The 26883-nt window shown below is 64.1% G+C and carries 19 protein-coding genes; 1 reads left to right on the forward strand and 18 read right to left on the reverse strand.

The genetic code is table 11. The annotated features are described in order from the left end of the window. Positions 1-491: 491 nt before the first annotated feature. Entirely contained in the window at positions 492-2582 is a 2091-nt protein-coding gene (locus tag HU751_RS16545) for a TonB-dependent receptor (RefSeq protein ID WP_186731816.1), read from the reverse strand. 587 nt (positions 2583-3169) lie between these two features. On the opposite strand from HU751_RS16545, the gene HU751_RS16550 reads away from it, so the two are divergent. Then, a complete protein-coding gene (locus HU751_RS16550; protein ID WP_186731815.1) occupies positions 3170-4489 on the forward strand; it encodes an OprD family porin in 1320 nt (439 codons plus the stop codon). 30 nt (positions 4490-4519) lie between these two features. Here HU751_RS16550 and HU751_RS16555 read toward each other — a convergent pair whose 3' ends face one another. From HU751_RS16555 to tssC, 17 genes are all read right to left on the reverse strand, one after another. Continuing rightward, a complete protein-coding gene (locus HU751_RS16555) occupies positions 4520-6187 on the reverse strand; it encodes an FMN-binding glutamate synthase family protein (protein ID WP_186731814.1) in 1668 nt (555 codons plus the stop codon). 283 nt (positions 6188-6470) lie between these two features. After that, positions 6471-7109: a hypothetical protein gene (locus HU751_RS16560; protein WP_186731813.1), complete on the reverse strand. Its 639-nt coding sequence runs from the start codon at positions 7107-7109 to the stop codon at positions 6471-6473. A gap of 2 nt (positions 7110-7111) precedes the next feature. Then, positions 7112-7888, reverse strand: coding sequence for a hypothetical protein (locus HU751_RS16565; protein WP_186731812.1), 777 nt, complete (start codon positions 7886-7888; stop codon positions 7112-7114). Positions 7889-7892: 4 nt separating this feature from the next. Next, entirely contained in the window at positions 7893-8678 is a 786-nt protein-coding gene (locus HU751_RS16570) for a hypothetical protein (protein ID WP_186731811.1), read from the reverse strand. Between the two features lie 471 nt (positions 8679-9149). Next, on the reverse strand, positions 9150-10292 hold the full coding sequence (locus HU751_RS16575; RefSeq protein ID WP_186731810.1) for an ankyrin repeat domain-containing protein: 1143 nt from the start codon (positions 10290-10292) through the stop codon (positions 9150-9152). A 105-nt stretch (positions 10293-10397) separates the two neighbouring features. Further along, positions 10398-11063 (reverse strand): hypothetical protein, encoded by a 666-nt coding sequence (locus tag HU751_RS16580; protein ID WP_186731809.1) that lies wholly within the window; start codon positions 11061-11063, stop codon positions 10398-10400. 2 nt (positions 11064-11065) lie between these two features. Next, positions 11066-15439, reverse strand: coding sequence for an RHS repeat-associated core domain-containing protein (locus HU751_RS16585; RefSeq protein ID WP_186731808.1), 4374 nt, complete (start codon positions 15437-15439; stop codon positions 11066-11068). An 8-nt stretch (positions 15440-15447) separates the two neighbouring features. Further along, on the reverse strand, positions 15448-15882 hold the full coding sequence (locus HU751_RS16590; protein WP_186731807.1) for a DcrB-related protein: 435 nt from the start codon (positions 15880-15882) through the stop codon (positions 15448-15450). Positions 15883-15894: 12 nt separating this feature from the next. Further along, positions 15895-17832 (reverse strand): type VI secretion system Vgr family protein, encoded by a 1938-nt coding sequence (locus HU751_RS16595; RefSeq protein ID WP_186731806.1) that lies wholly within the window; start codon positions 17830-17832, stop codon positions 15895-15897. 11 nt (positions 17833-17843) lie between these two features. Then, positions 17844-20519 carry a type VI secretion system ATPase TssH gene (gene tssH / locus HU751_RS16600; protein ID WP_186731805.1) on the reverse strand — a complete coding sequence of 892 codons (2676 nt, stop codon included), beginning with the start codon at positions 20517-20519 and terminating at the stop codon, positions 17844-17846. After that, positions 20512-21561, reverse strand: coding sequence for a type VI secretion system baseplate subunit TssG (gene tssG, locus HU751_RS16605; protein ID WP_186731904.1), 1050 nt, complete (start codon positions 21559-21561; stop codon positions 20512-20514). Before tssG ends, tssH begins: the two co-directional genes overlap by 8 nt. Beyond that, on the reverse strand, positions 21525-23387 hold the full coding sequence (gene tssF / locus HU751_RS16610; protein ID WP_186731804.1) for a type VI secretion system baseplate subunit TssF: 1863 nt from the start codon (positions 23385-23387) through the stop codon (positions 21525-21527). Before tssF ends, tssG begins: the two co-directional genes overlap by 37 nt. Further along, positions 23384-23899 carry a type VI secretion system baseplate subunit TssE gene (gene tssE / locus HU751_RS16615; RefSeq protein ID WP_038707176.1) on the reverse strand — a complete coding sequence of 172 codons (516 nt, stop codon included), beginning with the start codon at positions 23897-23899 and terminating at the stop codon, positions 23384-23386. The genes tssF and tssE overlap by 4 nt, the downstream gene beginning before the upstream one ends. Beyond that, positions 23893-24303, reverse strand: a complete 411-nt coding sequence (locus tag HU751_RS16620) for a hypothetical protein (protein WP_186731803.1) — start codon at positions 24301-24303, stop codon at positions 23893-23895. Before HU751_RS16620 ends, tssE begins: the two co-directional genes overlap by 7 nt. Continuing rightward, entirely contained in the window at positions 24300-24734 is a 435-nt protein-coding gene (locus HU751_RS16625) for a type VI secretion system amidase effector protein Tae4 (protein WP_028689174.1), read from the reverse strand. The genes HU751_RS16620 and HU751_RS16625 overlap by 4 nt, the downstream gene beginning before the upstream one ends. Positions 24735-24806: 72 nt before the next feature. Next, positions 24807-25295, reverse strand: coding sequence for an Hcp family type VI secretion system effector (locus HU751_RS16630; RefSeq protein ID WP_050703365.1), 489 nt, complete (start codon positions 25293-25295; stop codon positions 24807-24809). A 94-nt stretch (positions 25296-25389) separates the two neighbouring features. Continuing rightward, positions 25390-26883, reverse strand: a complete 1494-nt coding sequence (gene tssC, locus HU751_RS16635; RefSeq protein WP_046857484.1) for a type VI secretion system contractile sheath large subunit — start codon at positions 26881-26883, stop codon at positions 25390-25392.

Below are 26883 nucleotides of genomic sequence, written 5' to 3' on the forward strand. Positions count from 1 at the left end.
ATGAAAAACCCGTCGAATGGCGGGTTTTTTTATGCTCGCGATAGTCGGTCGGGCGGCATGGCACAGCAATTGTATTGATTTTTCCTCGTACTTCAGACGAATGGGCCTACGCCATTCTGTAACGCGTCTGAAGTAACTTAGCCGCTCACTCGGCCCAGGGAGTACGTGAGGAAATGAATGCAGCAAGTGAGTCGGCTTTGCCCGCAACGGCAGCCTGTCACCAATCGCTCAGAATCCTGGCTCAGTGGTTGAAACGTCATGGAGGTAATCGGGTCAGGACGACCGATCCACGCCGCCTGCTGGATGGGCGATACCCTCAAGGTCTGATCAGCGAGGAAGAGCTCGAAGCTCTGCTGGCTGTCTGGCATTGACCGGGAAGGACCCCGTCGCAGAAAAAAACGCCACCGCATTTGCGGTGGCGTTTTCGTTTGGGGGACGTTTCCCGGTCGGGATACGCATTCCCCTGTAGGAGCGCGTATGGCCTCTGGTGATCAGAAACTATACGTCCCGGTCACCACCAGGCTGCGCGGATCGCCCACCTGGATCTGCGCCGCGCTGGTGGCCGAGCTGTAGTAGGTCTTGTCGGTGATGTTGCTCAGCGCCGCGCGTACATCCCAGTCATGGGTGCGGTAGCCCGCCAGCGCGTCCCAGCGGCCATAGCCCGGCAGGATCACGGTGTTCTGGTTGTCGGCGTAGCGGTCGCCGACCAGGGTCAGGCCGGTTTCGGCGTACCAACCCAGCTCGGGCTTCCAGGTCACGAACAGGCTGGCGTTGCGCTTGGCCACATCGTTGATGCGGTTGCCTTGCTGGCCGTTGTTGTCCTTGACGATGGTCGCGTCCTGCAGGCCGATGCCGCCGCGCACATACCAGTTGCCCACGACGTTGCCGGTGGCGGTCAGCTCGATGCCGCGCGAGCGTTGCAGGCCGCTGAGCTGGATCAGGTCCGGGTTGATCGGGTCGCGGGTACGGCGGTTGTACAGTTCCAGTTCGTAGATCGCGAGGGTGGTGCTCAGACGCTCGTCGAACCACTCGCTCTTGACCCCGATCTCTTTTTGCCGGGTCTGTTCCGGGTCGGTCTGGTTGGTGTTGCCGGCAGCGCCTGGGGTGATGCCGATCAGGCCGCCACCGACCGGGGAGTAGGTCTTGCTCCAGGACGCATAGAAGGAGTGGTCCTGCCAGGGCGTGTACACCACGCCGATCCGTGGGCTGAAACTGTTGTCCTTCTGCTTTTCCGAGATGTTGCGCAGTTTGTTGGTGGTATCCACCTCGAACTGGTCGAAGCGTACGCCTGCCAGCAGCTGCCACTGGTCGTTGAGGCGGATCTGGTCCTGCAGGTAGATCCCGGTGCTCTCGACATCGGTGTGGTTGTTGCTGGATACCCGCATGGTGCCATTGTGCTGCTGGCGGGCCGTTGCGCCCTGCAGGGGAACCGAAGGCACACCAACGCCCTGGTGCAGCAGCGAGTTGCGGCGCTGCTCGCCCATTTCCAGGCCAACCAGCAGGGTGTGCTCAAGGCCGAAGGTCTCTACATGGCCTTCCAGTTCGACGGTGTTGTAGAGGTTGCGGGTGCTCAGGTCCTGCTGCCAGCGTTGGCGACCAACCAGGCCGGTCGAAGGGGTGTAGCCGGTCAGATAGGTGTTGTCGAAGTCGCTTTCCAGGGTGAACAGGCTGAGGGTATGGCGCAGTTGCCACTGGTCGTTCAGCTCGTAGTTCAGGCGCGAGCGCAGCGACTCGGCGCGGTCATTGATGTAGTCGCGCTGGGTGTCGCCGTAGGTGGTCTTGCGGCTGACGTCGGCCGGGCGTCCGGTGAGCGGGTTGCCGGGGATGCCGCGATCGGGGGTGCGGTCATAGCGGCTGTATTCGTACTGCACCAGCCAGTTCAGCTCGGGGGTGATCTGCCAGCTCATGGACGGCGCGAACAGCTGGCGGTGGTTGCCGTCGATGCCGTCGCGGAAGCTGTTCTTGTCCTCGTTGCCCAGGTTCAGGCGCAGGCTGAGGGTATCGCTGGGGTCGGCGCTGAGGTCGGCGTACAGGCTGCGCAGGTCCTGGCTGCCGCCCTGGGCCTCGATGCTCGAGCGGCGGCCGTGCTCCGGCGCCTTGCTCACCCGGTTGACGATGCCGCCCTGGCTGCCACGGCCATAGAGCACCGCCGCCGGGCCCTTGAGCACCTCGACCCGCTCGATGTTGTGCAGGTCGCGGGTGTACTGGCTATCGTCGCGGATGCCGTCCAGGTAGAAGTCGTTGCTGGCGTCGAAGCCGCGGATGCGCAGGCTGTCGAAGCGGGTGTCGGCGCCGCTGCTGACGTTGGGGATGCCTTCCAGCGCCTTGCCCAGGTTGCTGCTGCCGTAGTCCAGCACGTTGCGGGTCTTCACCGAGTCGATGGCCTGCGGCACATAGCGCGCCGGGGTCGAGGTACGGGTCGCGGTGGTCACGTCCTTGACCCGCGGGTTGTCCTCTTCGCGGGTGCTGTCGGCGGTCACCGAGGTTTCCGGCAGGGTTGTGGTGGCGGCACTGGCCAGGCCGGCGCTGAACAGCAGCGACAGGCCCAGGGTCAGGGGAGAAAGGCGGCAGGGGGCAGGCATCGAAGGCGTCCAAGGGATGGAGTGAGAAATTGGGCGCGAATGGTAATGCTTGCTATTTGCTGTTGCATCGACATTTGTAAAGGGTTGTCTTTACATATGTTTCAAAATGTTGCTATTCATTCGGATTGATTCTGAATTGTCTTGATATTCATGAGGATGCGCTTGGGGATGGCGTGTGGGAGCGGCGCACCACCACTCCTACGCCGCTCAGGGCAATTTCCGACAGGGTTTCGGGATGCCAGCAGGAGCACGGTCGTATGACGTTTTTATGGATTTCGCCCGCTTTCCACAAAAGAGACAAATTTGCGCTGACCCACGGCAGATATGCATGGAAATGCACCAGCGCTGACCTAGTTTTTGGTTATATCAACCTGCATTTCACGTTTTTTTGACATGTATAAGCAGGCAGGGCTAGGATTCGGGCTCTACGCCTGCTGGCCATGATCTGGCCATGCGGCTGCAAGGCCCGTTGCAGACCATTGGCGGGCCTTTCGGCTTGGATCCGCATAGCGTCGAACCTACGAAGGGGCGTTGGTTCCTGGCGTTCTCATGCAGAGCGTTTTTGAATACGAAATAAGGAAAATAACATGTTGAAAACCAGGATCAGCCTGGTCGCCCTGGCGATGATCGCCGCGACCCAGGCACAGGCCAATGAGCAGGCCGAAAGCAAGGGCTTCATCGAGGACAGCCACGCCAACGTCCTGCTGCGCAACGCCTTCATCAACCGTGACAAGAAGCACGGCACCAACGACCAGTCCCAGTGGGGCCAGGGCGTCATTGCCAACTTCTCCTCCGGCTTCACCCAGGGTACCGTCGGTGTCGGCGTCGACGCCTTCGGCCTGTACGCCCTGCGCCTGGATGGCGGCAAAGGTCGCAACCAGGGTGGCGGTGTCGACTTCTTCAAGCGCTCCGATCCCACTTTCGATGGTGAAAAGACCAACGCTTCGCACAACCTGGCCCGTGGTGGCGCTGCGGTGAAGTTCCGTGTCTCCAACACCGTGCTCAAGTACGGTGACCAGATGCCGGCCCTGCCGGTGCTGCAGTACGACGACGGTCGTCTGCTGCCGGAAAGCTTCACCGGCACCATGATCACCTCCAAGGAGATCAAGGGCCTGGAAATCAACGCCGGCCGCTTCACCCAGGAAGCGCGCAAGAGTGCCGAGCGTCGTGATGGCGGTGGCCTGAAGTCGATCAACGTGCTCGGCGGCAGCTACAAGTTCACCGACAACTTCACCGCGTCGCTGTACACCGCCGACAACGAAGACGTGATGAAGAAGCACTACCTGGGCCTGAACTACGTCTTCCCGATCGCCAGCGACCAGTCCCTGACCCTGGACTTCAACGGCTACAAGTCGGACATCGACAACAAGTACGTGCGTGCCGCCAAGCTCAACGGCGACTCCAACACCATCTGGAGCCTGGCCGCCACCTACGCCTACGGCCCGCACTCGTTCACCCTGGCGCACCAGCGCAGCACCGGCAGCACCGGCTACAACTACGGCTGGTACCAGAACGACGGTGGCGTGGGTGACGGTGGTTCGACCATCTACCTGGCCAACTCCTACTGGTCCGACTTCAACGCCGAGGACGAGCGCTCCTGGCAGCTGGGCTATGGCCTGGACTTTGGCGCCTTCGGCGTTCCGGGGCTGACCTACAAGTTTGCCTATGTCGTGGGTGACAACATCAACACCCGTAAAGTCGACGCCCCACAAGGCTTCGGTGAAGGTAAAGAGCGCGAGATCTTCAACCAGATCCGTTACGTGGTTCAGGAAGGCCCGGCCAAGGACCTGTCCGTCAAACTGCGTAGCTCGTTCCTGCGTACCAACACCGCAGTGCGTCAGAATGGCTACAACGACGACGGCAACGAAGTCCGTGTATTCGTCGAGTACCCGATCAGCATCTTCTGATCCTGATCTTGCGTGACCCGCAGCCCCGGCCTATGCCGGGGCTGTTTCTTTTCGGCGCATGTTGACCGCCGCCGCCACCTCGATCTCTCCCGTCTCCGGCGCAAAGCTGTCACTGCGTGCCATCCGCCACATCCGTGCATAGAACTCGCTGTCGATCGCGCCGCTGAGCAGCTCGCCCGGCTTGAGGAAAGTGTGCAGCTGGGAAAACAGGCTGATCTCGCTGGCGCTGATACGCCGAGCCAGGTGCTTGGGCTTGAGTTCAGAGGGATGGTCCAGGCCAGCGGCGGCAAGCATCTCGGCCAAGGCATGCAAGGTGTTGCGGTGGAAGCTAGCGACCCGCTCGGCCTTTTCCGGCACCACCAGCGCGCGCTGGCGCAGCGGGTCCTGGGTCGCCACCCCGGTGGGGCACCTGTTGGTGTGGCAGCTCTGCGACTGGATGCAGCCGATGGCGAACATGAAGCCCCGCGCCGAGTTCACCCAGTCCGCGCCGATGGCCAGCACGCTGGCGATGTCGAAGGCGCTGACCAGCTTGCCCGCCGCGCCGATGCGGATGCGCTCGCGCAGGTTCAGCCCCACCAGGGTGTTGTGCACGAACATCAGGCCCTCGCGCAGCGGCACGCCCATGTTGTCGGAGAACTCCCGGGGCGCCGCGCCAGTGCCACCTTCCTTGCCGTCGACGACGATGAAGTCCGGGGTGATGCCGGTGGCCAGCATGGCCTTGGCGATGCCCATGAACTCCCATGGGTGGCCCAGGCAGAACTTGAAACCCACCGGCTTGCCGCCAGACAGCTCGCGCAGGCGGGCGACGAACTGCAGCAGCTCCCGTGGCGTGCTGAAGGCACTGTGGGCGGCCGGCGAGATGCAGTCCTCGCCTTCGCGCACGCCCCGGGTGGCGGCGATCTCGGCGCTGACCTTGTGCCCCGGCAAAATCCCGCCATGGCCCGGCTTGGCGCCCTGGCTGAGCTTGATCTCGATCATCTTCACCTGAGGCGAGCGGGCCAGTTCGGCGAAGCGATCGGGGTCGAAGCGGCCGTCCTCGGTACGGCAGCCGAAATAGCCGCTGCCGATTTCCCAGATCAGGTCGCCGCCGTGTTCGCGGTGGTAGGGGCTGATGCTGCCCTCGCCGGTGTCATGGGCGAAGCGGCCCAGGCGCGCGCCCTTGTTCAGCGCGGCGATGGCGTTGGCGCTGAGGGCGCCGAAACTCATGGCCGAGATGTTGAAGATCGACGCCGAGTACGGCTGGCGGCACTGCGGGCCGCCGATGCGGATGCGGAACGAGGCCGGGTCGGGCATCGGCACCGGCAGCATCGAATGGCTGATGAACTCGAAGCCCGGCTTGTAGGCGTCGTTGAGGGTGCCGAAGGCTTTCTCGGCGCTTTCGTTCTTGGCCCGGGCGTAGACCAGTGAACGCTGGGCGCGGGAGAACGGCAGCTTGTCGTCGTCGCCCTCGATCAGGTACTGGCGGATCTCCGGGCGGATGGTCTCGATCAGGTAGCGGATGTTGCCCAGGATCGGATAGTTGCGGCGCACGGCGTGGTGGCGTTGACGCAGGTCGTTGAGGCCGACCAGGCTGAGCAGGGCGCTGATGATGGTGAAGGGCCAGAGCCAGGTGTGCGCAAGCAGGAACGGGACGCTGGCGATCGTGAAGACCAGGCACAGGAACAGGCAGGCATAGCGGCTGGGGAGCGAGTCTTTCATAAGTCCATCGCAGGCGGGATGACCCGGCCTAGGATAGGCAAAGGCTGCGAGGGGAAAACCTGGGGTTTCGGTAAAACACTCTTACCTACACGCGGGTTGAATTCGGCGTATTGCCTAAGGAGATGACCGATATCGGCTACGTCTTGAGCAACTCAGGATAGTCACTGAACCAATAGTGCAGGGCGTCCTGGTTGAGTCCATGCTCACCGCGCCAGAAGTCCATCGGGTAGCTCCAGTCCGACGAGCGCGCGCTGCGTGGCGCCAGACCGAGGTTGGTGTAGCGCTACAGCAGGCCTGGATGCTCCGGCGTTTGCAGTATCCCGCAGTGTCCAAGCAGGTCGAGGAAACCTCGGCCTTCTTCCTCGCTCATCTTGATACCGGGTAGTTTACGCAGCAGCTTGAGTAAGTCCTTGGGTTTGGTCACGGCTGGCACGTCACGGACCAGATCCAGAATCGACACCATCAGGTCCAGGTTACCCGGCCGTTCTTTCGGCCCGGCGTTATGCTCCTGCAGCTGGAATGCGATGTTGGACGGGCTGCCGAAAAGCGCTGCGCCGATCAGAAAACGCACCCTGTTGAGAGCAATGAAGTTGACTTCGCGCTCCTTGAAGAAACTGCAGACCTGACAGTTCAGTTGGTCCTGCGCCGTGAAGGCGTGTTGCGGCAGGTGTGTCGCGCAAGCATAGGCCGACAGGGCGGCGCGCAGGTATGCCTGGTTGCGCTCGACACCGGTGAGAAAGTTGGCGGCCACCTCTTCCTTCACCACGGTCTCCCGCTCCTTGAACAGCCAAGTCAGTACCTGGTCATGGCTCATTCTGCGGGTTTCGGTCGCCAGGCCTGTGGCGACCAGCGCCGAGCTCGGTGGCTCGCTGGGATGTTGGGCCTTTAGGACCTTGCATAGTTGTTCCGCAGTTGCAGTCATGTTCATTTCCCGCAGGAGCTTTTGTTGGCCTTGTGCGGCAGCTGCTTGTAATTGTCGAGCTCACTTTGAGGGGGGATCAGGGCGAACTGGAATGCTCCTAAGCAGTGCTGCTCAAGCCAGTTTTTTGCCCGTTCGCTGACGAAATAGCCGCCGTGCACATCGGCCTTGAAGAAGTCGACGCGCTCATCAGCACGGACTACCTGCAGGTAATGAGAGGGATCGTTGCTCTTTTCACTCTCGTCCATGCGCAAGGCGAGCTTGCCAGAGACGTAGGCGCACCAGAACGCCGGCATGCGTGCTGACAGTTGTGGGTCATGGGGGCGTGACTCGATGATCGATTCGGGCTCGCCATCCAGCTCCAGGTAGACGCTGATGTCCTTGGCTGAGTCCCATTGCTGCCAGTCGAGTTCGACAATATGGGTCTTTTCCAGATGCTCGAAGCGGCTGATACCTTTCAGGCCAGATTTCTCCAACGCCTCCTTTGTCGGCTCGGTCAGTACCAGCAGGCCAGAGCGGATGTAGGCGGGCGGTGTGTAGGGGCCGGTACGCTCGATGCTGTCAATGTCGGTGTCTTCGTCCCAGGCGATCATGCCGTAGGCTAGCACCTCGCCCCAATCGCCCCAGGGTGTTTGTGCGTTGCTGACAAAATAGATGTTCATATCAGGCTTCACGGCTCTTGCTGTTCTGGTCGCAACGTCTTTCATGGAGCTATTGCAATGAGGGGGCAGTGCAACAGTTGTACTGCCCATGCCGCGCCCGGCGAACAGGTTGGCTGCCAAGGGCTTAAACCTTGAGCAACTCGGGATAGTCGCTGAACCAATAGCGCAGGGCGTCCTGGTTGAGGCCATGTTCACCGCGCCAGAAGTCCATCGGGTAGCTCCAATCCGACGAGCGCGCGCTGCGTGGCGCCAGGCCGAGGTTGGTGTAGCGGTACAGCAGGCCTGGATGTTCCGGCGTCTGCAGTATCCCGCAGTGTCCCAGCAGGTCGAGGAACCCCCGGCCTTCTTCTTCGCTCATCTTGATACCGGGCAGTTTGCGCAGCAGCTTGAGCAGTTCCTTGGGTTTCGTTGGGGCCGGAACATTACGGATAAGATCGATGATAGAGACCATCAAGTCGAAGTTTTCCGGTCGTAGCTTCGGCGCAGCGTTGTGTTCTTGCAGCATGAACGCGATGTGCAGGATATCGCCACCTAATACGGCACCGACGAAAAAACGAACCCGGTTCAGTTGCATGAAGTTGACATCGATCTGCTCGAACGCGCTGCAAACCTGGCAGGTCAGTTGATCGTGCACCGTAAAGGGATGTTTGGGCAGGTGTGTGGCGCATGCGAAGGCCGACAGTGCCGCGCGCAGACTCGCTTCATTACGTTCGACACCCACAAGAAAGTTGCCAACGATCTCGCTCTTACGTGCCTTGGCTCGCTCGGTGAACAGCCAGTCAAGCACCTGGTCGTGTCCTTGATGACAGCGCCCGGTCGCCAGGCCTGTTGCAAGTAATCTCTCGCTGGGTGATTCCAGAGGGTTCTGGGCCTTCAGGGCCTTGCGTAGTTCGGCAGTGTTCTCATACATGTTCATCCTCCGCAGCTACTCGCCTTGGTCTTTGTCGATGGCGCTTGCTGGAGAGCCATTACTGTCAGTGCGATGGCCTTGTTCATGGCGCGCTTGTATCTCCAGCCATCCAACAGGGCGTCGCCCTTCAAAGACCTCGAGCCTTCTGCCGGAGTGGAGTAGATCTTTGGGCGCGTTTGGTACAAGGAACCGGACACTGCCTGCGCCTACTCGATGTCCTTTAACTGTGCGGTTGTAAGTGACCTGAAGTACCAGGCTCCAGGTAACCGGTGTCCCGTCCGGTCCGCTCAGTGGGCTGGTAGTGACATAGTAGGTCTGGTCGAGAGGCAGTCGGGCTTTCCCGCCCTCGGCTTCGTCTCGCCAGTGGATGTCGACATTGAATGCGATGGTTTCCATCAGGTCACTTCCAGACACGCGACGTTACGTGCCCACTGCTGGCTCCTGCTGCCAGCGTGGGCGAGCAGTGCTGCTTCAAGTCGGAGTCTCCAGCGCCAGGACCTTCCAGCTCGCCTTGCGTTTACGCTCGATGAGCGCGGCCAGGGCCTTGGCGGTCGGAGCACCCTTGTCGGTGAACTTCACCGGTGCCAGGGTCAGCAGGGTGACCTTCTCACTTTCGGGAATCCGCTCGCCATCACCATGCTTGTTCCAGGGCTTGTCCACCAGCAAAAGCGCATCCACCGCGCAAGGCCAGTGCAGGTCGGCAAACTGTGGATCGTCACGCTGGAACAGCATGCCCTCGGCCACAGGGCCGTGCTCGAAGGTTCTGGCGGCGAGGCGTGCCAGCATTCCTACTGGAAAACACCAGGCGTCTGGCACCGGCAATCCGGCCTGGGGCAGTGCCCAGCCACCTGGCAGGCAGAGGAACAACTCGGTCATCGGGGCAACCTGGTACAGGCCGGTGGTGAACAGCAGCTTGTAGTCGGTCTTGCTATCGATCAGGCTGACATGCAGCGTACTGCGAGGGTCTTCACTGGGAGGGCAGAACGCGGTGGGCAGGACCCACCCAGCGGTATTGTGCACGAAGGTGACAATGGCCTGTCCGGCGCCTTCGGCATCGGCGCCCTCGACATCGTTGATGCTGCGTGCGCCGTGTTCGAGCAGCAGATCGACCGTGCGCTGATGCCCCCATTCGCGCGCAGCGTCCAGTGCGCTGTCATTGGCGCGTCGGTGCAGGCGATTGACCTGTGCGCCTCGTGTCAGCAGCAGTGCAACGACCTCGATGTGGCCCGATTGGGCCGCTGCGTACAGCGGTGGGCAGACACTGAGTGGCAGGCCGTCGACCCAGGCACCGGCATCGAGCAGGCAAACGCAGGTTTCAAGGTGCCCTTCACTGGCTGCCAGTTCGAGAGCACTGGCATGGCCCTCGTCCACAAACGGTTGGTTCGGCGCCAGGCCCAGTTCCAGGAGCAGGCCACAGCTCGCTGCCTGTCCGGCTCGGGCGGCCATGTGCAGCAGCCCCTCCTCGTCGGCCTCGCCATAGCGGGGCAGCACCAGCAGCTCGGGGTTTTTCTGCGCGAACGCACGTAGCCGCTCCAGCTTGCCCTCTTCTACATCGTCATAGAGGCGGTCGAGCTTGGTCTCATGCTTTTCGTAGAGTTGTTGCCAGTCGGTCATCAGATAGCGGTTCCCCGTCCCAAGGTCTGGTTCAGGTTAGGTAAGGCCCCATTGAGCTCCACGAAAATATCACTTACCTGGGGGACCAACGCCCCAATCTTCAAGTCAGGTGAACTGGATGAAGAAGAAGCCTGCCTCATCACCCTGCTTGCCACGCCTTGCCTGCCTGTCGACATAAAGGTAACCGATACCGTCCGAAAACAATCCCACGTGTTGCGGGCTGGCTGTGGCCACATCACTGTCGAGCAGTTGCATCAGAAACAAGAAACGTTGGGGTTCGTAGATCGGGTCCTGCAGCCAGCAAGGCCTACCGACGGGCTTGCTCAGGTCGATGCCGCTGTCCTCGTCCTCCAGTTCCTGTTCTTCTTCCTCATCGGTGAAGGGTTCGAACTGGATGTAGGCACGGTCCAGCAGAAGGGCTGTGTCGGGCGGTGCGATCGACTGGTCGGCCAACTCGTGCAGGATGACCCGGGTAAAGCCATTGGCACGCTTCTCGTCGAGCTCACTCTGCTGGTTGACGGTGTAGTGGCGTTGGGTGGATCGGCTGAAGGCACCGTCATGTTGGCGCGCAGTAATGAACACCGTGATAGCCATGCCGGGTGGAATGAAAGAGACGGGTAGAAACCGTTCGGTCAATGTCACCAGCGGGGTCATCGGCTCACCTGTGTCCGGGATCTTGGGCCACAGCGAGATATCTTTGAGGTGGGCACCGCCGCCGATCTGGCCCAGCCCGTGGTCTTGCGCGCAAAGCACGATTTTTTGTGAGTTCATGGTCAATAGCACCCTTTGCCTTTGGCGAACTTGATTGCGGAGCGCCGCGCTGTTCTCAGCTGTTGCTGCGTGATTTTGCCTTTGACAACCAGCGAGTTGTAGATGGCTTGCGACATAAGCCGGATTTCTGCCCTGCCGCTCTTGAGCATCTGGTTTGGCTTGAGGCCAAGCTGCCTGCGCAGACGGTTTTCCTCCAGGTGTACCGCGTCGTGGTTCTTCGGGCTCAAAGCGATGGAGGGGTTACCTCGCATGCGCCGCCTCTTCGGCGCCAGTCCGATATCCTGGAGGTACTTGTTGCGCATCAACTCATGGGCTTCAAGCCCGTCACCGCGATGCGCCTTGGCGCCATAGCCGGCGGTTTCACCTTCCTTGAGCAACCCCCAGGGGTCGAACCAGGTGAAGGGGGTTGGCGCATATTGGTAAAGATTGAACCCACCTGCCATGCCGATGGGGTCAGGTTGGGTGAAGCGACCGACATCGGGATCGTAGAAACGGAACAGGTTGTAGTGCAAGCCTGTTTCGCGATCCAGGTATTGCCCCTGGTATCTGAGGTTCTGCTCCTCCAGCAGACTATCCACCCGTTGTTCCTGCCAGGTCCCTCCCCAGGTCAGGTGGCGCGCGACCCAAAGCGATTGACCTTGCTCATCGGTCAGCTCATCGGGCATGCCGATGAGATCATTGTGGTAATAGCGCAGTTGTTGGCTCGCTCCCTGGCCGTCCACCCGGGCCAGGGGATCATGTTCATCGTCCCCGTATAGGTACAGTGTGTGCAGGCCATTCCGCTGTTCCGTAAGCAAGCGCAGCCCGTCCCAGCTGAAACGTGTGCTGCACAGGACATGGCCATCAGTTGTCGAGACCCGCTTCTCGGTGCGGCGTCCAAGTGGGTCGTAACGCATTTCGACGATTTGCTCGCGTCCGGGTTGCAGGTTGCGGATGCGGACCAATCGGTGATCGGCGTTGTACTCGAACAACTGCGTGCCCCGTCTGCGGCTGCGTTTTTCTACCAGACGACCAAATCCATCATAGCGATAGCGCTTGTCCTCGTATGTGATCAGCCGGTTGTGTCGAACCAGGCCTGCGCCAGCTTGTGATGGGTCAAGCACGTTGGCGGCGGCATCATAGGTGAACATTTCGCGTTGGCCCGTCGGGCTGTCCTGCCGGGCAAGAATGCGGCCAGTCCGGTCGTGTTGCAGTGTCTGCAGGTATTGCGATCCTGGGCGCTGTACCTGGCGGGCGCTCAGGTTATCCGCGTCGTCCATTTCGAAGCGTTGCTGCGCTTCGGCCGGCAGGTTTTCGGGCAAGGCGCTGGTATGACGAAGTCTCGTCCTGAGGCGCCCGCTACGGTCATAAAGGTTGCGAGTGCTCAGCCGTCCTTGGGTACGCAGGGTCTCACGATGCAGGCGGTCGCGCTGGAAGTCGCAGACCACCCGGCCATCGAGGTTGAGCTGGTGCAGATGGCCACTGCCGTAGTAGAGACGGTTGATCCAGCGCCCATCGGCCAGACGAGTGCGCTCGACATTTCCTAGTGGATCGTAAAGGTGCTGCAGCGTGCCGTTCGGACCGCGCTCTTCGCGGAGCTGGCCAAGGGCATCGTAGGTGAAGTCCAGTTGCTCGCTAAAGCCCTGATCGTCGGTGAAGCGAATCGTCAGCAGCTGGTCCAGAGGATCATGGCGATAGTCAGTACGCCCCGAATCGGTACACCGGGCCACCAGTCGCCCACCGAGGTCATAGGTCATGTGGTGGACGATCGGCGTGTCGTTGCTGCCGGGCGTGGGGATGAACGTCACGTGGGTGAGGTTATCCTGGCCGTCGTACTGGTATTTCCTGGCGCTGCCGTCCACATTTTGCTCAAGGATGAGCCGGTCGCCTTCATCCCATACGTAACCGCTAGTCTCGCCATTCTCATTACGTAGCGTGAGTAGGCGCCCATGCCGATCATAGTGGTAGGTCACCTCACGCCCGAGGGGGTCAATGTGCCGCTCCAACTGGCCCCGGCTGTTTCGGTGGTATTGAGTCACATGACCTGCACTGTCGATATGGCGAGTCAGCAAGCCATTGGAATCAAGCAGGCATTCTTCTCGACGGCCGTCGGACAGCACTATGCCGACCAGGCGCCCCAAGGCATCGTGTTGATATTCGGTGCGTTCGCCCAGTGCATCTACCAGGGTATGGAGATGGCCGGAGGTGTCGTAGCTGAAGCGCGTGGTGTATCCCGAACAGTCAGTCTGTCCGACCAGCAAGCCCAGGTCGTTCCAGCGAAGCTTGCGTGACCGGCCCGCGCCATCGGTGATCTCGACCGGGTTGCCACGGGTATCGTGGATGTAGCGGGTTTGTTGACCTAGCGGATCGGTTTCTCGGATGCAGTTGCCGCGCTTGTCGTAGGCGAAGGTCCAGTGGTTGCCGGCCCGGTCGGTATGGCTGCGGGGCAGTGACCAGTGCTCAAGCCAGACGGTGGACTCTTTGTGTCCGAGAGGGTCGATGGTTTCGGCAAGGTTGCCGGACTCGTCGTAGAAGTATTGCCACTCTGCTCCCATGGGGTCGCTGGCCGCCAGCAACTGTCGCTCATCATTCCATTCGAAACGCCAGGTCTGGCCAAGGGCATCGGTGAAGGCGGTGATCTGGTACTGACTGTTCCACTGTCGCACGCTGGTGCGTCCCAGGCTGTCGGTCACCTGAGTGATGCCTGCGGCTACATCGTAGGAGAAATCGTGATTGTCTCCCGCATCGGTCCAGTGACGGGACACTCGCCAGCCATCGGCATGACGGGCCCATTCATAGAAGCAGCGCAAGCCGCTGCGAGTTCGATGCTCGACCATGCGGCGAGCCGGGTCATAAGCGAAACTGCGGACTAGCCGGCCATCCCCATCAAACACCTGGGCAAGGTCCCCCTGGCTGTCGTAACCGTAGCTAGCCAGTTTTTGGAGGCCACCATCGGCGTCTTCACGCTCCAGCAGGCTGACACGTTGTGGCCATTCATGGCTGTAGTGCAACCGGATACGCACCAGGTCGAAGTTATCGCGCAGTTGCAGGAGCCTGCCTTGCTCGTCGTAGTCTAGGTAAATGCGGTTGTCGTTGCGGTCACCGAGCTGGCTCAGGCGCAGAATGTCAGGCTGACCGGGCGTAGGTTGGAACAGACGGTACTGCCCCTCACGGCTTTCGGTCAGTAGTTCACCGTTGAGTGCGCGGCGCACGCTCAGACCTTCGCCAACGCTGAAGACCGCCTCGCCGGGCGTGATCGATCCCATGTCCACGACTCGTGCTTGCTCGTCGGTCAGCAGCAGCCGCTCACCCTGACCGGCAGTAGACTCGATGCGTACATGGACTTCGTAAGGCACGCTCCAGCCTGCGCCGAACAGTCCGTCGATACGTTCATCGTGACTGTTGTAGTAACGCTGCCAGTCCATTGGCAGCATGGCCTGCACGCTGAAGTCGAGATCGTCTTCAGAGCACAGTATCTTTGCTCCGGTCGGCGCATGCACAGGGTTGGGCGAGCCGGCGATTGCACGGGTCAGTGCGCCGGTCACCTGGCCTGTGACGACATTGCTTACACCCCCGATCAACATGCACCCAAACTTGCTATAAAACTTCCCCCCGCGCCCCCGCAACATCATCAACGCCGTAATCGCCAAGCCGATCCCCGGTGTCTTGCCACTGCGGATTTCACGCACCACGATCGGCCCGCCGCCGATGCGCACGTTGTTCGACACCAGTCCGCCATCGACGATCACCGCCTCGCAGGTGCTGCGATCGCCGCTGCGACAGGCCGGGTGGCCGTTGATCAGCACCTTGCTCGAGCCCTCGGCCAGGTACTGCGGCGGCATCGGCGGGTGCTTGGTGCACAGCACCTTGTCGTCGGGGGCTTCCTGGGTGTTGGGCGCGGGGCTGGCGACGGTAGGTCGCCACATCTGCGAGAAGAAGCCCTTGGCCATGTCGAGGAAGGTTTCTTCCTGCTCCTCGGCCTGCGCGTCACCGCCCCCGCCACTGGCCGGGGCCGAGGGGGCGGTCACCACGCCAGCCGCGCGCGCGGCGCGCATGCCGTTGGTCTTGGTGTTGGGCGAGCCACTGACGATGGTGGCCTGCACGGTCGGCGGGAACAGGGCGTTGCCGATGCCCTCGCATAATCGACTGAGCCCGGTGTCCGCGCCGGTCTTGGCCATGACCACGCCGACCACCAGGCCCACCACCGCGCCGAGCACGAAGCAGCCCAGGCCGCCGGTGACCACGGTAATGCCCAGTGCCGCGGCCACCGCGGCGGTGGCCAGGGCGCCGATGGCGACGTTGGCGGCCACTTCCAGCACGCCGCCGATGATGTCGGCCATCACCGAGGTGTGCAGCAGCGCGTCGCCCTCGCGGGCGGCCCAGAGTGCGTCGGACATCCGCTACGTCAGCCCAGGTTGTCGAAGGCGAGGGACTGCTTGAGCGTCGCCCAGTGCGTCGCCTCGGCCTCGCCCAGCGGGGTCGGCTTGACGTAGCTCAGGGCGAACATCTTCCGCGTGCCCGGCAGCACCAGCGCCAGCTGGTACTGGTAGACCTTCTCCTGGCCCTTGCTGAACTGGCTGCTCAGCTCGATCGCCTCGATCGGCTGGGCCGCGCCCACCTGGGTAGCGCGGGCCGGCTGGAACTGCAGGTCCTTGACCTGCTGCTGCAGGCGCTGCAGCTGGCTGTCGAAGTTGCTCTGCAGGGTTTCGCCCTCTTCGAGCAGGCTGCGGCTGACGATCAGCGAGGTGCCCAAGGCTTCGAAGCGCAGGATGTTGATGCTGGTGTCGCGTACCTGCGCGTCGGGCAGGGCGAAGCGGAATTCGTTGAGGCGGTAACTCATGGTTCGGTCTCGTTACTTGCCGGCGGCGGGGAAGAGGGCCTTCACCGCGCCGTCGATGGTCGATTTCACGCCCTGGTTCTTCGGGTCGGTCTGCGCGCCGCTGCCCACGTTCAGGTCCAGGGTGCCGCCGGTGTTGATCTCGGCGTCGGCGTTGGCGTGGAAGCTGAACTGCTCGCAGCTGATGTTGATCTGCCCGCTGGCGTTGAGCTCGATCACGCTCTTGCCGCAGACCAGGCGCAGGTTCTCGCCGACTTCGATCAGGTAGCTGGTGCTGACGCTGTCGGTCTTGCTGGCGCCGACCAGCAGCATGTCGTCGCGGCGCACGGCGCGGATGCGGTCCTGGCCGATGGTGATGGTCTCGAGCATGCCGACGGTCTGGTTGCGGTTGATGCCCACCGACAGCGTCTCGCTCTGCTCGACCACGGTGTCCATGTTGCGCTCGGCATGCACGTACAGCTGTTCGGCGCCCTTCTTGTCCTCCATGCGGATTTCATTGAAGTTGGCCGGGCTGCCGCCCTTGCTCGAACGGCTCTTCATGCCGCTCTGGGTGGCGCCGCCGGGCAGGTCGTAGGGCACCGTCTGTTCGGCGTTGTACACCCGCCCGGTGATGATCGGCCGGTCGGGGTCGCCTTCGAGGAAGCTGACAATGACCTCCTGGCCGATCCGCGGCACCTGGATCGAGCCCCAGTTCTTGCCTGCCGTGGCTTGCGATACGCGGATCCAGCACGAGCTGTTCTCGTTGGACTGGTCGTGGCGGTCCCAGTGGAAGTGCACCTTGACCCGACCATACTGGTCGGTCCAGATCTCCTCGCCGGACGGGCCGACCACCACGGCGGTCTGCGGCCCCTTGACGATCGGCCGCAGGGTGCTGCCCACCGGGCGGTAGCTCTGCTGCGCGTCGATGCAGCTGAGGTTGCTTTCGAACTGCGCCGCGCCGCTGCCGCCACCGCTTTCCAGGCGCTCCTGGTGCACGTAGTAGCGGGCGGCGACGATCAGGTACTCGCGGTTCTGGTCCTGGCGGCTGAAGTTGCTCAGGCTGAACAGGTGGCCGCTGCCCAGGCCCCGGGCATTGCCGCGCAGCTCGACCCGCTCGTGCAGGCTCTGCAGCGACTCCAGGCGGGTGCGGGCGTAGTGCTCGCCGTCCTGGGTCTGCTCGTAGGCACCGGGGTAGTCGTACAGCGGGTAGTCGCCGGCCTGGTGCGGGCGCGGCATGGCCGAGCGCACGTCGATGCGCGCGCTGGGGCGCTGGAAGTCATAGTCGTTGAGCTCCAGGGAGCCCGACTGGACTTCCTGGGCCAGGTGCCAGTCGTTGATATGGTCGCGCTCGCGGTGCTGGCCGTCCGGCGGGTAGTAGGGCACGGTCTCGTAGCCCGGCGCCTTCTGGTGCGCGCCGTAGGCGTCGGCCAGCACCAGTACGTGGCGTTCCTGCTCGTGGCGGAAGAAGTAGTAGATGCCTTCTTCCTCCATCAGGCGGCTGACGAAGTCGAAGCTGGTCTCGCGGTACTGCACGCAGTACTCGCGCTCGCGGTAGTTGCGGCTGAGCAGGTCCTCGAAATCCGAGAAACCCAGGTCGCGGAACACCTGCTTGATGATCTGCGGCGCGCTCAGGTGCTGGAAGATCCGGCAGTCGCTGGTGCGCGTCAGCAGCCACAGCCACGGGCGCAGGGTGACCCGGTAGGCGGCGAACTGGCCCTGGTCCACCGACTGGCTGCAACGGGCGACGATGCCGTGGAAGTGCCGCGAGCTGCCGACGCTCTGCTGCACGCTCAGGCTCATGGGCTTGCCCAGCAGCTGGTTGAGGTCGATGGCCGGATCGTCGCTGGTCAGCTGCAGCTCGTAGTCGAACAGGCGGCCGAGCTCCTCGCTGCCGCCCATCTCGGCAAGGATCAGCTTGTCCGGCCCCAGGGGGCTGTTGATCTGCGCCAGGCGCGTGAACTGCTTGAACAGCATGGTCGGTCCTGTCAGTCGGCGGCGCCGAAGTCATAGTGCAGGTCGTTGTCGCGGCGGCTGATGCTGACGCTGGCCAGCGGCTTGCCCTCGAGCAGACGGGTCAGGAACTCGCGGCTCATGTCCGGCAGCAGGCCGTTGGTGAGGATGGCGTCGATCATGCGGCCACCGCTTTCGGTCTCGGTGCAGCGCGAGACGATCAGCTCGACCACGCCGTCGTCGTAGGCGAAGCCGACCTTGTGGGTGCCTTCCACGCGCTTGCGGATGCGCTCCAGCTGCAGGCGGGTGATGGCCTTGAGCATGGCGTCGCTGAGCGGGTAGTAGGGGATGGTCACCAGGCGGCCGAGCAGCGCCGGCGGGAAGATCTCCAGCAGCGGCTTGCGCAGCGAGGTGGCCACGGCCTCAGGGTCGGGCAGGGCCTGCGGGTCCTTGCAGATGTTGGCGATCAGCTCGGTGCCGGCGTTGGTGGTGAGCAGGATCAGGGTGTTGCGAAAATCGATCTGGCGGCCTTCGCCGTCTTCCATCACGCCCTTGTCGAACACCTGGAAGAAGATCTCGTGCACGTCGGGGTGGGCTTTCTCCACCTCGTCCAGCAGCACCACGCTGTACGGGCGACGGCGCACCGCTTCGGTCAGCACGCCGCCCTCGCCGTAGCCGACGTAGCCGGGTGGCGCGCCCTTGAGGGTGGAGACGGTGTGGGCTTCCTGGAACTCGCTCATGTTGATGGTGATCAGGTTCTGCTCGCCGCCGTACATGGCCTCGGCCAGGGCCAGGGCGGTCTCGGTCTTGCCCACCCCGGAGGTGCCGGCGAGCATGAACACGCCGATCGGCTTGTTCGGGTTGTCGAGGCCGGCGCGGGAGGTCTGGATGCGCTTGGCGATCATCTTCAGCGCGTGGTCCTGGCCGATGATGCGCTTGGCCAGGTGGCTGTCGAGGTTGAGCACGGTCTCGATCTCGTTGCGTGCCATGCGGCCCACCGGGATACCGGTCCAGTCGGCGACCACCGAGGCCACCGCCTGGTAGTCCACGGTTGGCAGGATCAGCGGGCTCTCGCCCTGCAGCTGGCTCAGGCGCCGCTGCAGGTCGATGAGTGTTTCACGCAGCTCATGGCTGCCCTGTGCGTCCACTTCCCGGTCGACCACGCCGACCTGCTCGCGCAGTTGCGCGCGGGTGGCCAGCAGTTCATCGACCAGGGCCTTCTCTTCGGCCCAACGGTTTTCCAGGGCGGCCAGGCGCTCGCGCTCCTCGGCCAGCAGGCTGTCGGCCTGGGCCTGGCGCTGCCCGGTGCTGACGCCGATGGCGGCCTCACGGGCAATGATCTGCAGTTCCACCTCCAGCGCCTCGATGCGCCGACGGCTGTCGTCCACCTCGGCCGGCACCGCGTGCAGGCTGATGGCGACGCGGGCGCAGGCGGTATCGAGCAGGCTCACCGACTTGTCCGGCAGTTGGCGCGCCGGGATGTAGCGGTGCGACAGCTTCACGGCGGCTTCCAGCGCTTCGTCGAGGATCTGCACCTGGTGGTGCTTCTCCATGGTCGAGGCCACGCCGCGCATCATCAGCAGCGCCTTCGCTTCGCTCGGCTCGTCCACCTGGACCACCTGGAAGCGGCGGGTCAGGGCCGGGTCCTTCTCGATGTGTTTCTTGTACTCGGCCCAGGTGGTCGCGGCCACGGTGCGCAGGCTGCCACGGGCCAGGGCCGGCTTGAGCAGGTTGGCGGCGTCACCGGTGCCTGCTGCGCCGCCGGCACCGACCAGGGTGTGGGCCTCGTCGATGAACAGGATGATCGGCTTGGGTGAGGCCTGGACGTCCTCGATCACCTGGCGCAGGCGCTGCTCGAACTCGCCCTTCATGCTGGCGCCGGCCTGCAGCAGGCCGACGTCCAGGCTGCGCAGCTCGACGTCCTTCAGTGCCGGCGGTACGTCGCCGGCGACGATGCGCAGGGCGAAGCCTTCGACCACGGCGGTCTTGCCGACGCCGGCCTCGCCGGTGAGGATCGGGTTGTTCTGGCGGCGGCGCATGAGGATGTCGACCAGCTGGCGGATCTCCTCGTCACGGCCGACGATGGGGTCGAGCTTGCCGCTGCGGGCCTGCTCGGTGAGGTCGACGGTGAAGCGCTTGAGCGCCTCCTGCTTGCCCATCGCCGCCGGAGCCATGGCGCCGCTGGCCTCGCCCGGCGCGGCGGCGCTGAAGCCGTCGCTGGCGGCCAGGTTGTTTTCCGGCGAGTCGCCGACGTACTCGTCGAAGCGCTCGCTCAGGGCCTCGATCTTCAGCTTGGCGAACTCGCTGGACAGCCCCAGCAGCGCGTTGCGCAGGCTCGGGGTCTTGAGGATGCCGACCAGCAGGTAGCCGGTGCGCACCTGGCTTTCGCCGAACATCAGGCTGCCGTAGACCCAGCCGCGCTCGACGGCCTCTTCCACCTGGGAGGACAGGTCGGTGATCGAGGTCGAGCCTCGTGGCAGGCGGTCCAGGGCGTCGGTCAGGTCGCGGGCCAGGCGCGCCGGCTCGACGTTGAACTGGCGGATGATGCGGTGCAGGTCGCTGTCCTGCAGTTGCAACAGCTGGTGCAGCCAGTGCGCCAGCTCGACATAGGGGTTGCCCCGCAGCTTGCAGAACACCGTGGCCGCCTCGATGGCCTTGTAGGCGACGCTGTTGAGTTTGCCGAACAGCGCGGCGCGGCTGATTTCACCCATGGTCCTGACTCCTTGTGAGGGGGGCGGCGACCGGCTGGTCGGCGTAATACCGGGCCAGCTTCAGGTCGCGTGCATCGTGCGAGGGGCGGCCGAGCCAGGTGTCGAACCCCAGGCGCTGACCGGCATTGAGTTGCAGCGCGGGCACCTGGCCCTGCGCGAGGATGAGGTTGAGGTCCCAGTCCAGTTCCTGGCCCAGGTACTCGGCGACCCAGGCCGCCAGCTCGACGAACGCCTGCCCGCCGGGGAGCAGGGCGTGGTACTGGTCGAGGGTCAGCGGGCCCAGGCACAGGCGGAACTTGTGCTGGCGGTCCCAGACGTAGCGGCCCAGGCACAGGTCGACGCCCAGGCGGTTGGCGCGTACGCCGAGCTGGCTGCGCTCGGGCAGCTCCAACCACTGGCCGACGTACTCCTCGAGCTGCACCGGCACGCCGAAATAGCTCGACAGGATGCTGCACAGGCCGTCGGGGTAGCGGGTCTGCGCCGCCAGGTGGCCGGACCAGTGCAGCTTGGCGCTGTCGGCCAGTGGCCCCTGGCCTTGCAGTTCCGGCTGGCCGCGGCCGCTGAGGGCGGCCAGGCGCGCGGCCCAGTAGTCGTCGCCGGGGCGGTCGTGGCTGACGGTCGGCCGGGCCTCGGCCCAGGCACGGTAGAACAGGCTCAGCAGGCGGTGGTGGAAGATGTCGAGGAAGCGCTTGCTGGTCGGGTCGGCGTGGTTGCGCTGGCGCTCGCGCATGTACTCGGTCAGGTGCAGCGGCAGCGGGCCGTTGGGGCCACCGAGGCCGAAGAAGAACTGCTCCAGGCGCGCCGGCTGATCGTCGTTGGCCGTGACCGAGGCCAGCGTCGCCGGGGCGAAGCTGCAATCCAGGCGCTGGCCCAGGCGCACCGGCTCGTCGGCCAGGCGCAGCGAATGGCCGAAGCGCGGCAGCTCGGGGTTTTCCGCCTCGAGGCGGCGCAAGGCCTGGAAGAAGTCGTACTCCCAGGGCTGCGCCTGCATGGCCTGTAGCGTGTTCACAGGGTCGGCCTGCGCCCGGGCTTGGCGTTCCAGCGCATGATCTCGCCACGTTCGCTGGTGCGCAGCACGGTTTCGGTGAAGCTGTTGATCGACACGTAGCGGGTCAGGAAACGCTCGAACACCGCGCCCAGGAGGAACACGCCGGTGCCGCGGAAGGCGTTCTCGTCGAACGTCAGGGTGATCTCCAGGCCGCGGCCGAAGACGATTGGCCCGGGCATCGGCAGGCGTCGGGTGCAGGGCTTGCAGCTGACCTCGCGCAGACCGTCGATCTGCAGTTGCAGGGCACTGTCCTGCTGGTCGCCGTACAGGCGCAGCAGTTCGCGCAGGGCGGCGGCGCCCTGGCCCTGTTCGGCCAGGGACAGGTAGTTCAGCGACAGTTGGCTGATCAGGCGCCAGGCCCGGTTGTCGTGGGCATGGCTGGCCTTCGGTCGACTGGGGCCGGCCAGGCAGCGCACGGCGGACACCGGCGCGCTGTCGGCCAGGCTGAAGTCGCTGCGCCCGTCGCCGACGTTCATGAACAGCGGCAGGTCGCGGTTGCTGCACAGCGCGCTGATGCCCAGCTGGCGCAGGTCGTGGCGGTACGGCGCCTGGTGGCCGTCGACCAGGCTGACGAAGGTCTCGCTGCCCATGTAGCTGGAGCGCGTGCCGTTGCGTCGCTGCTCGCTGGACAGCACCCGGGGCTCGCGGCGGACGATGTAGTAGGCCTGGTCGCGGCCGTAGCGCGACGGGTCGCGCACGGCGTAGAACGGCAGGAACGCCTGGTCCGGCCCGGTGCCGTGGCCGGCGACCTGCTGCAGCGAGTGGATCTCGAAATCGGTGGGCCGGGTGCGGTCGGCGATCACATGGTGCTCGTGGACCCGATCGGTCAGGTGGATGCGGTCGACCCGGCGCGGGAACAGGTTGATCGCCGGGGTGCAGAACGGCACGAACTGCGCGCTGCCCACGCTGCTCTCCAGCGCGGCGTCGAAACGCTCGAACAGCACCAGCAGTTCCAGTTCCTGGCCATCGCAACGTTTGACCGCGCGCTCCAGACCGGCGAAATCGACGAACAGGAAACGCTGCGGCAGGGCGAAGTATTCCTGCAACAGGCGATAGCCCTGGAACGCCTGGGGGACCACCGGCAACGCCGCTTCGTGGTCGTCGAAGCCGCACGGCAGCAAGGCCTGCTCGACCGGGATGCGCTCGACCCAGTCGGCCCCGGGCTGGCGCACGAACACCGCGCAGGCGCTGCCCAGCAGTTGCTCGTACAAGCGGAATGGGGTTTCGTCGGCACCATTGAGGTACAGCGGCAGGTGCGTCAGCGGCAGGCTGTTGAAGGGGATTTCCGCGCCGCTGCGCAAGCTCAGGCGCAGGCCGGCGCGGGCCTTCGGTTCGCTGGCGGCCAGGCGCCCGAGCACGGCGCCGGGGTTGCCGAAGTATTCGGCGCGGGCCACCTGCAGCGGCCACAGGGTGACGTCCTGGGTGCTGCGGAATTCGCACGGCGTCTGCGAGTTGCGGCCAAGGTTGGCGCGCAGCACGCTGTCGCGGGGTAGCTGGAAACCGGCGGCCAGCGAGCCCTCGTCGGGGTCGGTCTGCAGTTGCACCACGGTCATCGACGGGGTCGGCGCCAGGTAGTGCGGGTAGGCGATTTCCAGCAGGTTGTGGGTGAAGGTCGGGTACTCGGCGTCGAGTTTCAGCTGCACCCGCGCGGTGAGGTAGGCGAAGCCTTCCAGCAGGCGCTCGACATAGGGATCGGCGCATTCGATCCCGGACAGCGTCAGGCGCCCGGCGATCTTCGGGTATTCCTTGGCGAACTCGGCGGCACCCTCGCGAATGTGCTGCAGTTCCTGGTTGTACAGCTCGAGCAGGCGCGGGTTCATGCGCGTCTCCGGCGGTCGGCGGGGGCCACGCGCACGTGCCCGGACTCCAGGTCCACGTCGGTCTGCAACAGCAGCGGCAGGGCCGCCGGCTGGGCCCACAGGTCGCCTTCGATCTCGAAGCTCAGGGCGTTGGCGTTCATCTCGCCCGGCGCGGCCTGGGCGCGCACCTTCAGGGTATGGGCGAGGATGCGCGGCTCGTAGGTGGCGATGGCCTGGTGGATGATGCGCTCGAGCGCGTTGAGGTCGATGTTCGACGCGCTGTTGCCGGCCAGGGCCGGCAGGCCGTAGTTGATCACCGAGGCGCCGGCCGGGGAATTCAGCGTGGCGCCGGTGTCGAGCAGCGAGGTGGTGTTGAGCAGCCAGGCCAGGTCGCGCAGCACCGAGGCCTTGAGCTGCTGCAGGCTGAGCACGCGCTTGTCGGGGGCTTCCTGCGGGTTGCCCGGGTCGTCGTCGGTCAGGCGATCCAGCAGCGAGGGCTGCAGGCGGTCGCGGGTGGCGATCTCGGCTACCACTGGAACATCCCTGTGAACATTTTCTGGTCTTCGAAACCGGTGTCGCAGGACGCGCTCGGCGCTGGCGTGGAGGCCTCCAGGCCGGCCGGGGTCAGGCGCACGGCGCGCGAGGTCTTCAGGCATTCGCCCTTGAGCGTCGGGTGTGGCTGCACATGGGTCACCAGCACGATCGGCACACCGTCGAACTGCTCGACCCGGGCCTTGCCGGCGCGGTCGGGGCTCAGGCCGCAGGGCCATGGCATGCCCAGCGCCAGACGCTGTTCGCCACGATCGAGCACGCACTGGCCGGCGTTCTCGGTCAGCTTCACGGTCTGCCCGCCCAGGTTCGCCTGGTCCAGCAGTTCGGCGTCGGCGCAGGCGCTCAGGGCCAGCAGCAGGGCGCCGGCCAAGGCCACGCGCTTCATGTCAGCTCCCAGAACCAGACCTGTTTCGACTGGTAGTTCTGATCGGAGAAGCCTTTGGTCAGGCCGCGGTTCCACAGGTCGATATGGTCGCCCGTGCGGTTTTCCTGGCTTTGCCCGGTGCGGGCGAAGCAGTCCTTGTAGAAGATGATCCCGGTCTTGGCCTTGAGCTTGTCGCGCTCCTGGGCGCTGCCGCCGATGCGCTGCGGGCGTCCCAGCTGGCGCTCCAGCCAGTTGGCCAGGGATTCGGCGCCACGGGCATGGCCATGGGCGCACTTGGGTTCGGTATAGGTCGATTTGTTGACCTTGAGGCTCATCTCTCCGTTGAGCGCGATGCTCATGCGGATGGCGCACTGGTTGTCCCACGGACCATCGCAGGGCGAGGACACTTTCGGATAGGCATTCCACAGGTTGATGAAAGAAGGCTTGGCCATGATGTTCACCGTGGGCGGGTGAGGCGTGGAGAAGGGCGCCCGCGCCGCCTGGGGCGGCACGGGCGCGGTCGGTCACATCTTGACGTTGGAGCGGATGTTCCAGCCGTACTTGATCGGGCCGCCTTCCTTGGTGCCGTCGGCCTTCTGCGGCTGGTAGTCGACGGTGACCTTGGCGAAGTTCAGGGTCACGTTCTCGGTCAGGCGGTCGTCGCTGCCCGAGCCGCCGGTGCTCAACGAGCTGACGATCACCTCTTCGAGGTTGATGATCAGGTACTCGACCTGGCTTTCACCGCCGGCCTTGCGCACGGTCAGCTTGACCTTGTCGATGTGCTTGCCGCTGGAGCAGTGGGCCATCAGGTTGGGGCTGGACTTGTCGATGTACTTGGTGATCGACAGGTCCTGGATGTTGACCTTGCCCGAACCGCCGCCGCTGCCCATGTGCATGTTGCCGGACTGGGACATGCCCCAGCTCCAGTTGAGCACGTCGATTTCGTCCTTGTGGGCCTTGTCGTGGGACTCGCCCTTGATGTCGCCGATCTTGATGAAAATATCTACAGCCATGATGTCCTCGGGATTTCGCGTCGGTTAGCGGTAGTAGTGGCTAGTCGCGGGGCACGCCCGCTCCCACCATGGGAGCGGGCTTGCCCCGCGATGATCAGGCCCCTTTGGCCGAAGGCAGCTTCGACACCAGGCGCAGCGACACGGTCAGCCCTTCGAGCTGGTAGTGCGGGCGCAGGTAGAAGCGCGAGTTGTAGTAACCCGGGTTGCCTTCGACTTCCTCGACCACCACTTCGGCGGCCGCCAGCGGGTGCTGGGCCTTGGTGGTCTCGGTGGAGTGCGCCGGGTCGCCGTCGACGTAGTTGAGGATCCAGTCCTGCAGCCAGCGCTGCATCTCGTCCTTTTCCTTGAACGAGCCGATCTTGTCGCGAACGATGCACTTCAGGTAATGGGCGAAGCGGCAGGTGGCGAACAGGTACGGCAGGCGCGCGGCCAGGTTGGCGTTGGCGGTGGCGTCCGGGTCGTCGTATTCGGCCGGCTTTTGCAGCGACTGCGCGCCGATGAAGGCGGCGAAGTCGGTGTTCTTCTTGTGCAGCAGCGGCATGAAGCCGTTCTTGGCCAGCTCCGCCTCGCGGCGATCCGAGATGGCGATCTCGGTCGGGCACTTCATGTCCACGCCACCGTCGTCGGTGGGGAAGGTGTGCGCCGGCAGGCCCTCGACTTCACCGCCGGATTCCACGCCACGGATGCGCGAGCACCAGCCGTAGTGCTTGAACGAGCGGTTGATGTTCACCGCCATGGCATAGGCGGCGTTGGCCCAGGTGTACTTGCTGCTGTCGGCGCCGTCGGTGTCTTCCTCGAAGGCGAAGGCCTCCACCGGGTCGGTCTTGGCGCCGTAGGGCAGGCGCGCCAGGAAGCGCGGCATGGTCAGACCGATGTAGCGCGAGTCTTCCGATTCACGCAGCGAGCGCCAGCCGGCGTATTCCGGGGTGGTGAAGATCTTGGTCAGGTCGCGGGGGTTGGACAGCTCCTGCCACGAGCCCATGCCCATCACCGTCGGCGAGGCGGCGGAGATGAACGGCGCGTGCATCGAGGCGCAGACCTTGGACACTTCGCCCAGCAGCTCGACATCGGGGGGCGACTGGTCGAAGTAGTAGTCGCCCACCAGGCAGCCGTAGGGCTCGCCACCGAACTGGCCGTATTCCTCTTCGTAGAGCTTCTTGAACACCGGGCTCTGGTCCCAGGCGGTGCCCTTGAACTTCTTCAGGGTCTTGTGCAGGTCGTTCTTCGAGATGTTGAGCACGCGGATCTTCAGCTGCTCGTCGCTCTCGGTGTTGTTGACCAGGTAGTGCAGGCCGCGCCAGGCGCTTTCCAGCTTCTGGAAGTCATCGTGGTGGATGATCTGGTTGACCTGGGCGGTGAGCTTGGCGTCGATGGCGGCGATGATCTGCTCGATCGAGCCGATGGCATCGTTGGAGACCAGGCTGGTCTGTGCCAGGGCCTGCTCGGCGAGGGTGCGCACGGCGCTCTCGACGGCTTCCTTGGCCCGCTCGGTCTTGGGCTTGAATTCCTGCAGCAGGAGGCTGGCGAACTCGCTCGGGTCCTGGGTGGCCGCCTGCGGGGCCTGGCTGTCGCGCAACGGATCGTTCAT

Origin of the sequence: Pseudomonas peradeniyensis, assembly GCF_014268935.2 — a bacterium.
In the GTDB taxonomy this organism is placed as follows: Bacteria; Pseudomonadota; Gammaproteobacteria; order Pseudomonadales; family Pseudomonadaceae; genus Aquipseudomonas; species Aquipseudomonas peradeniyensis.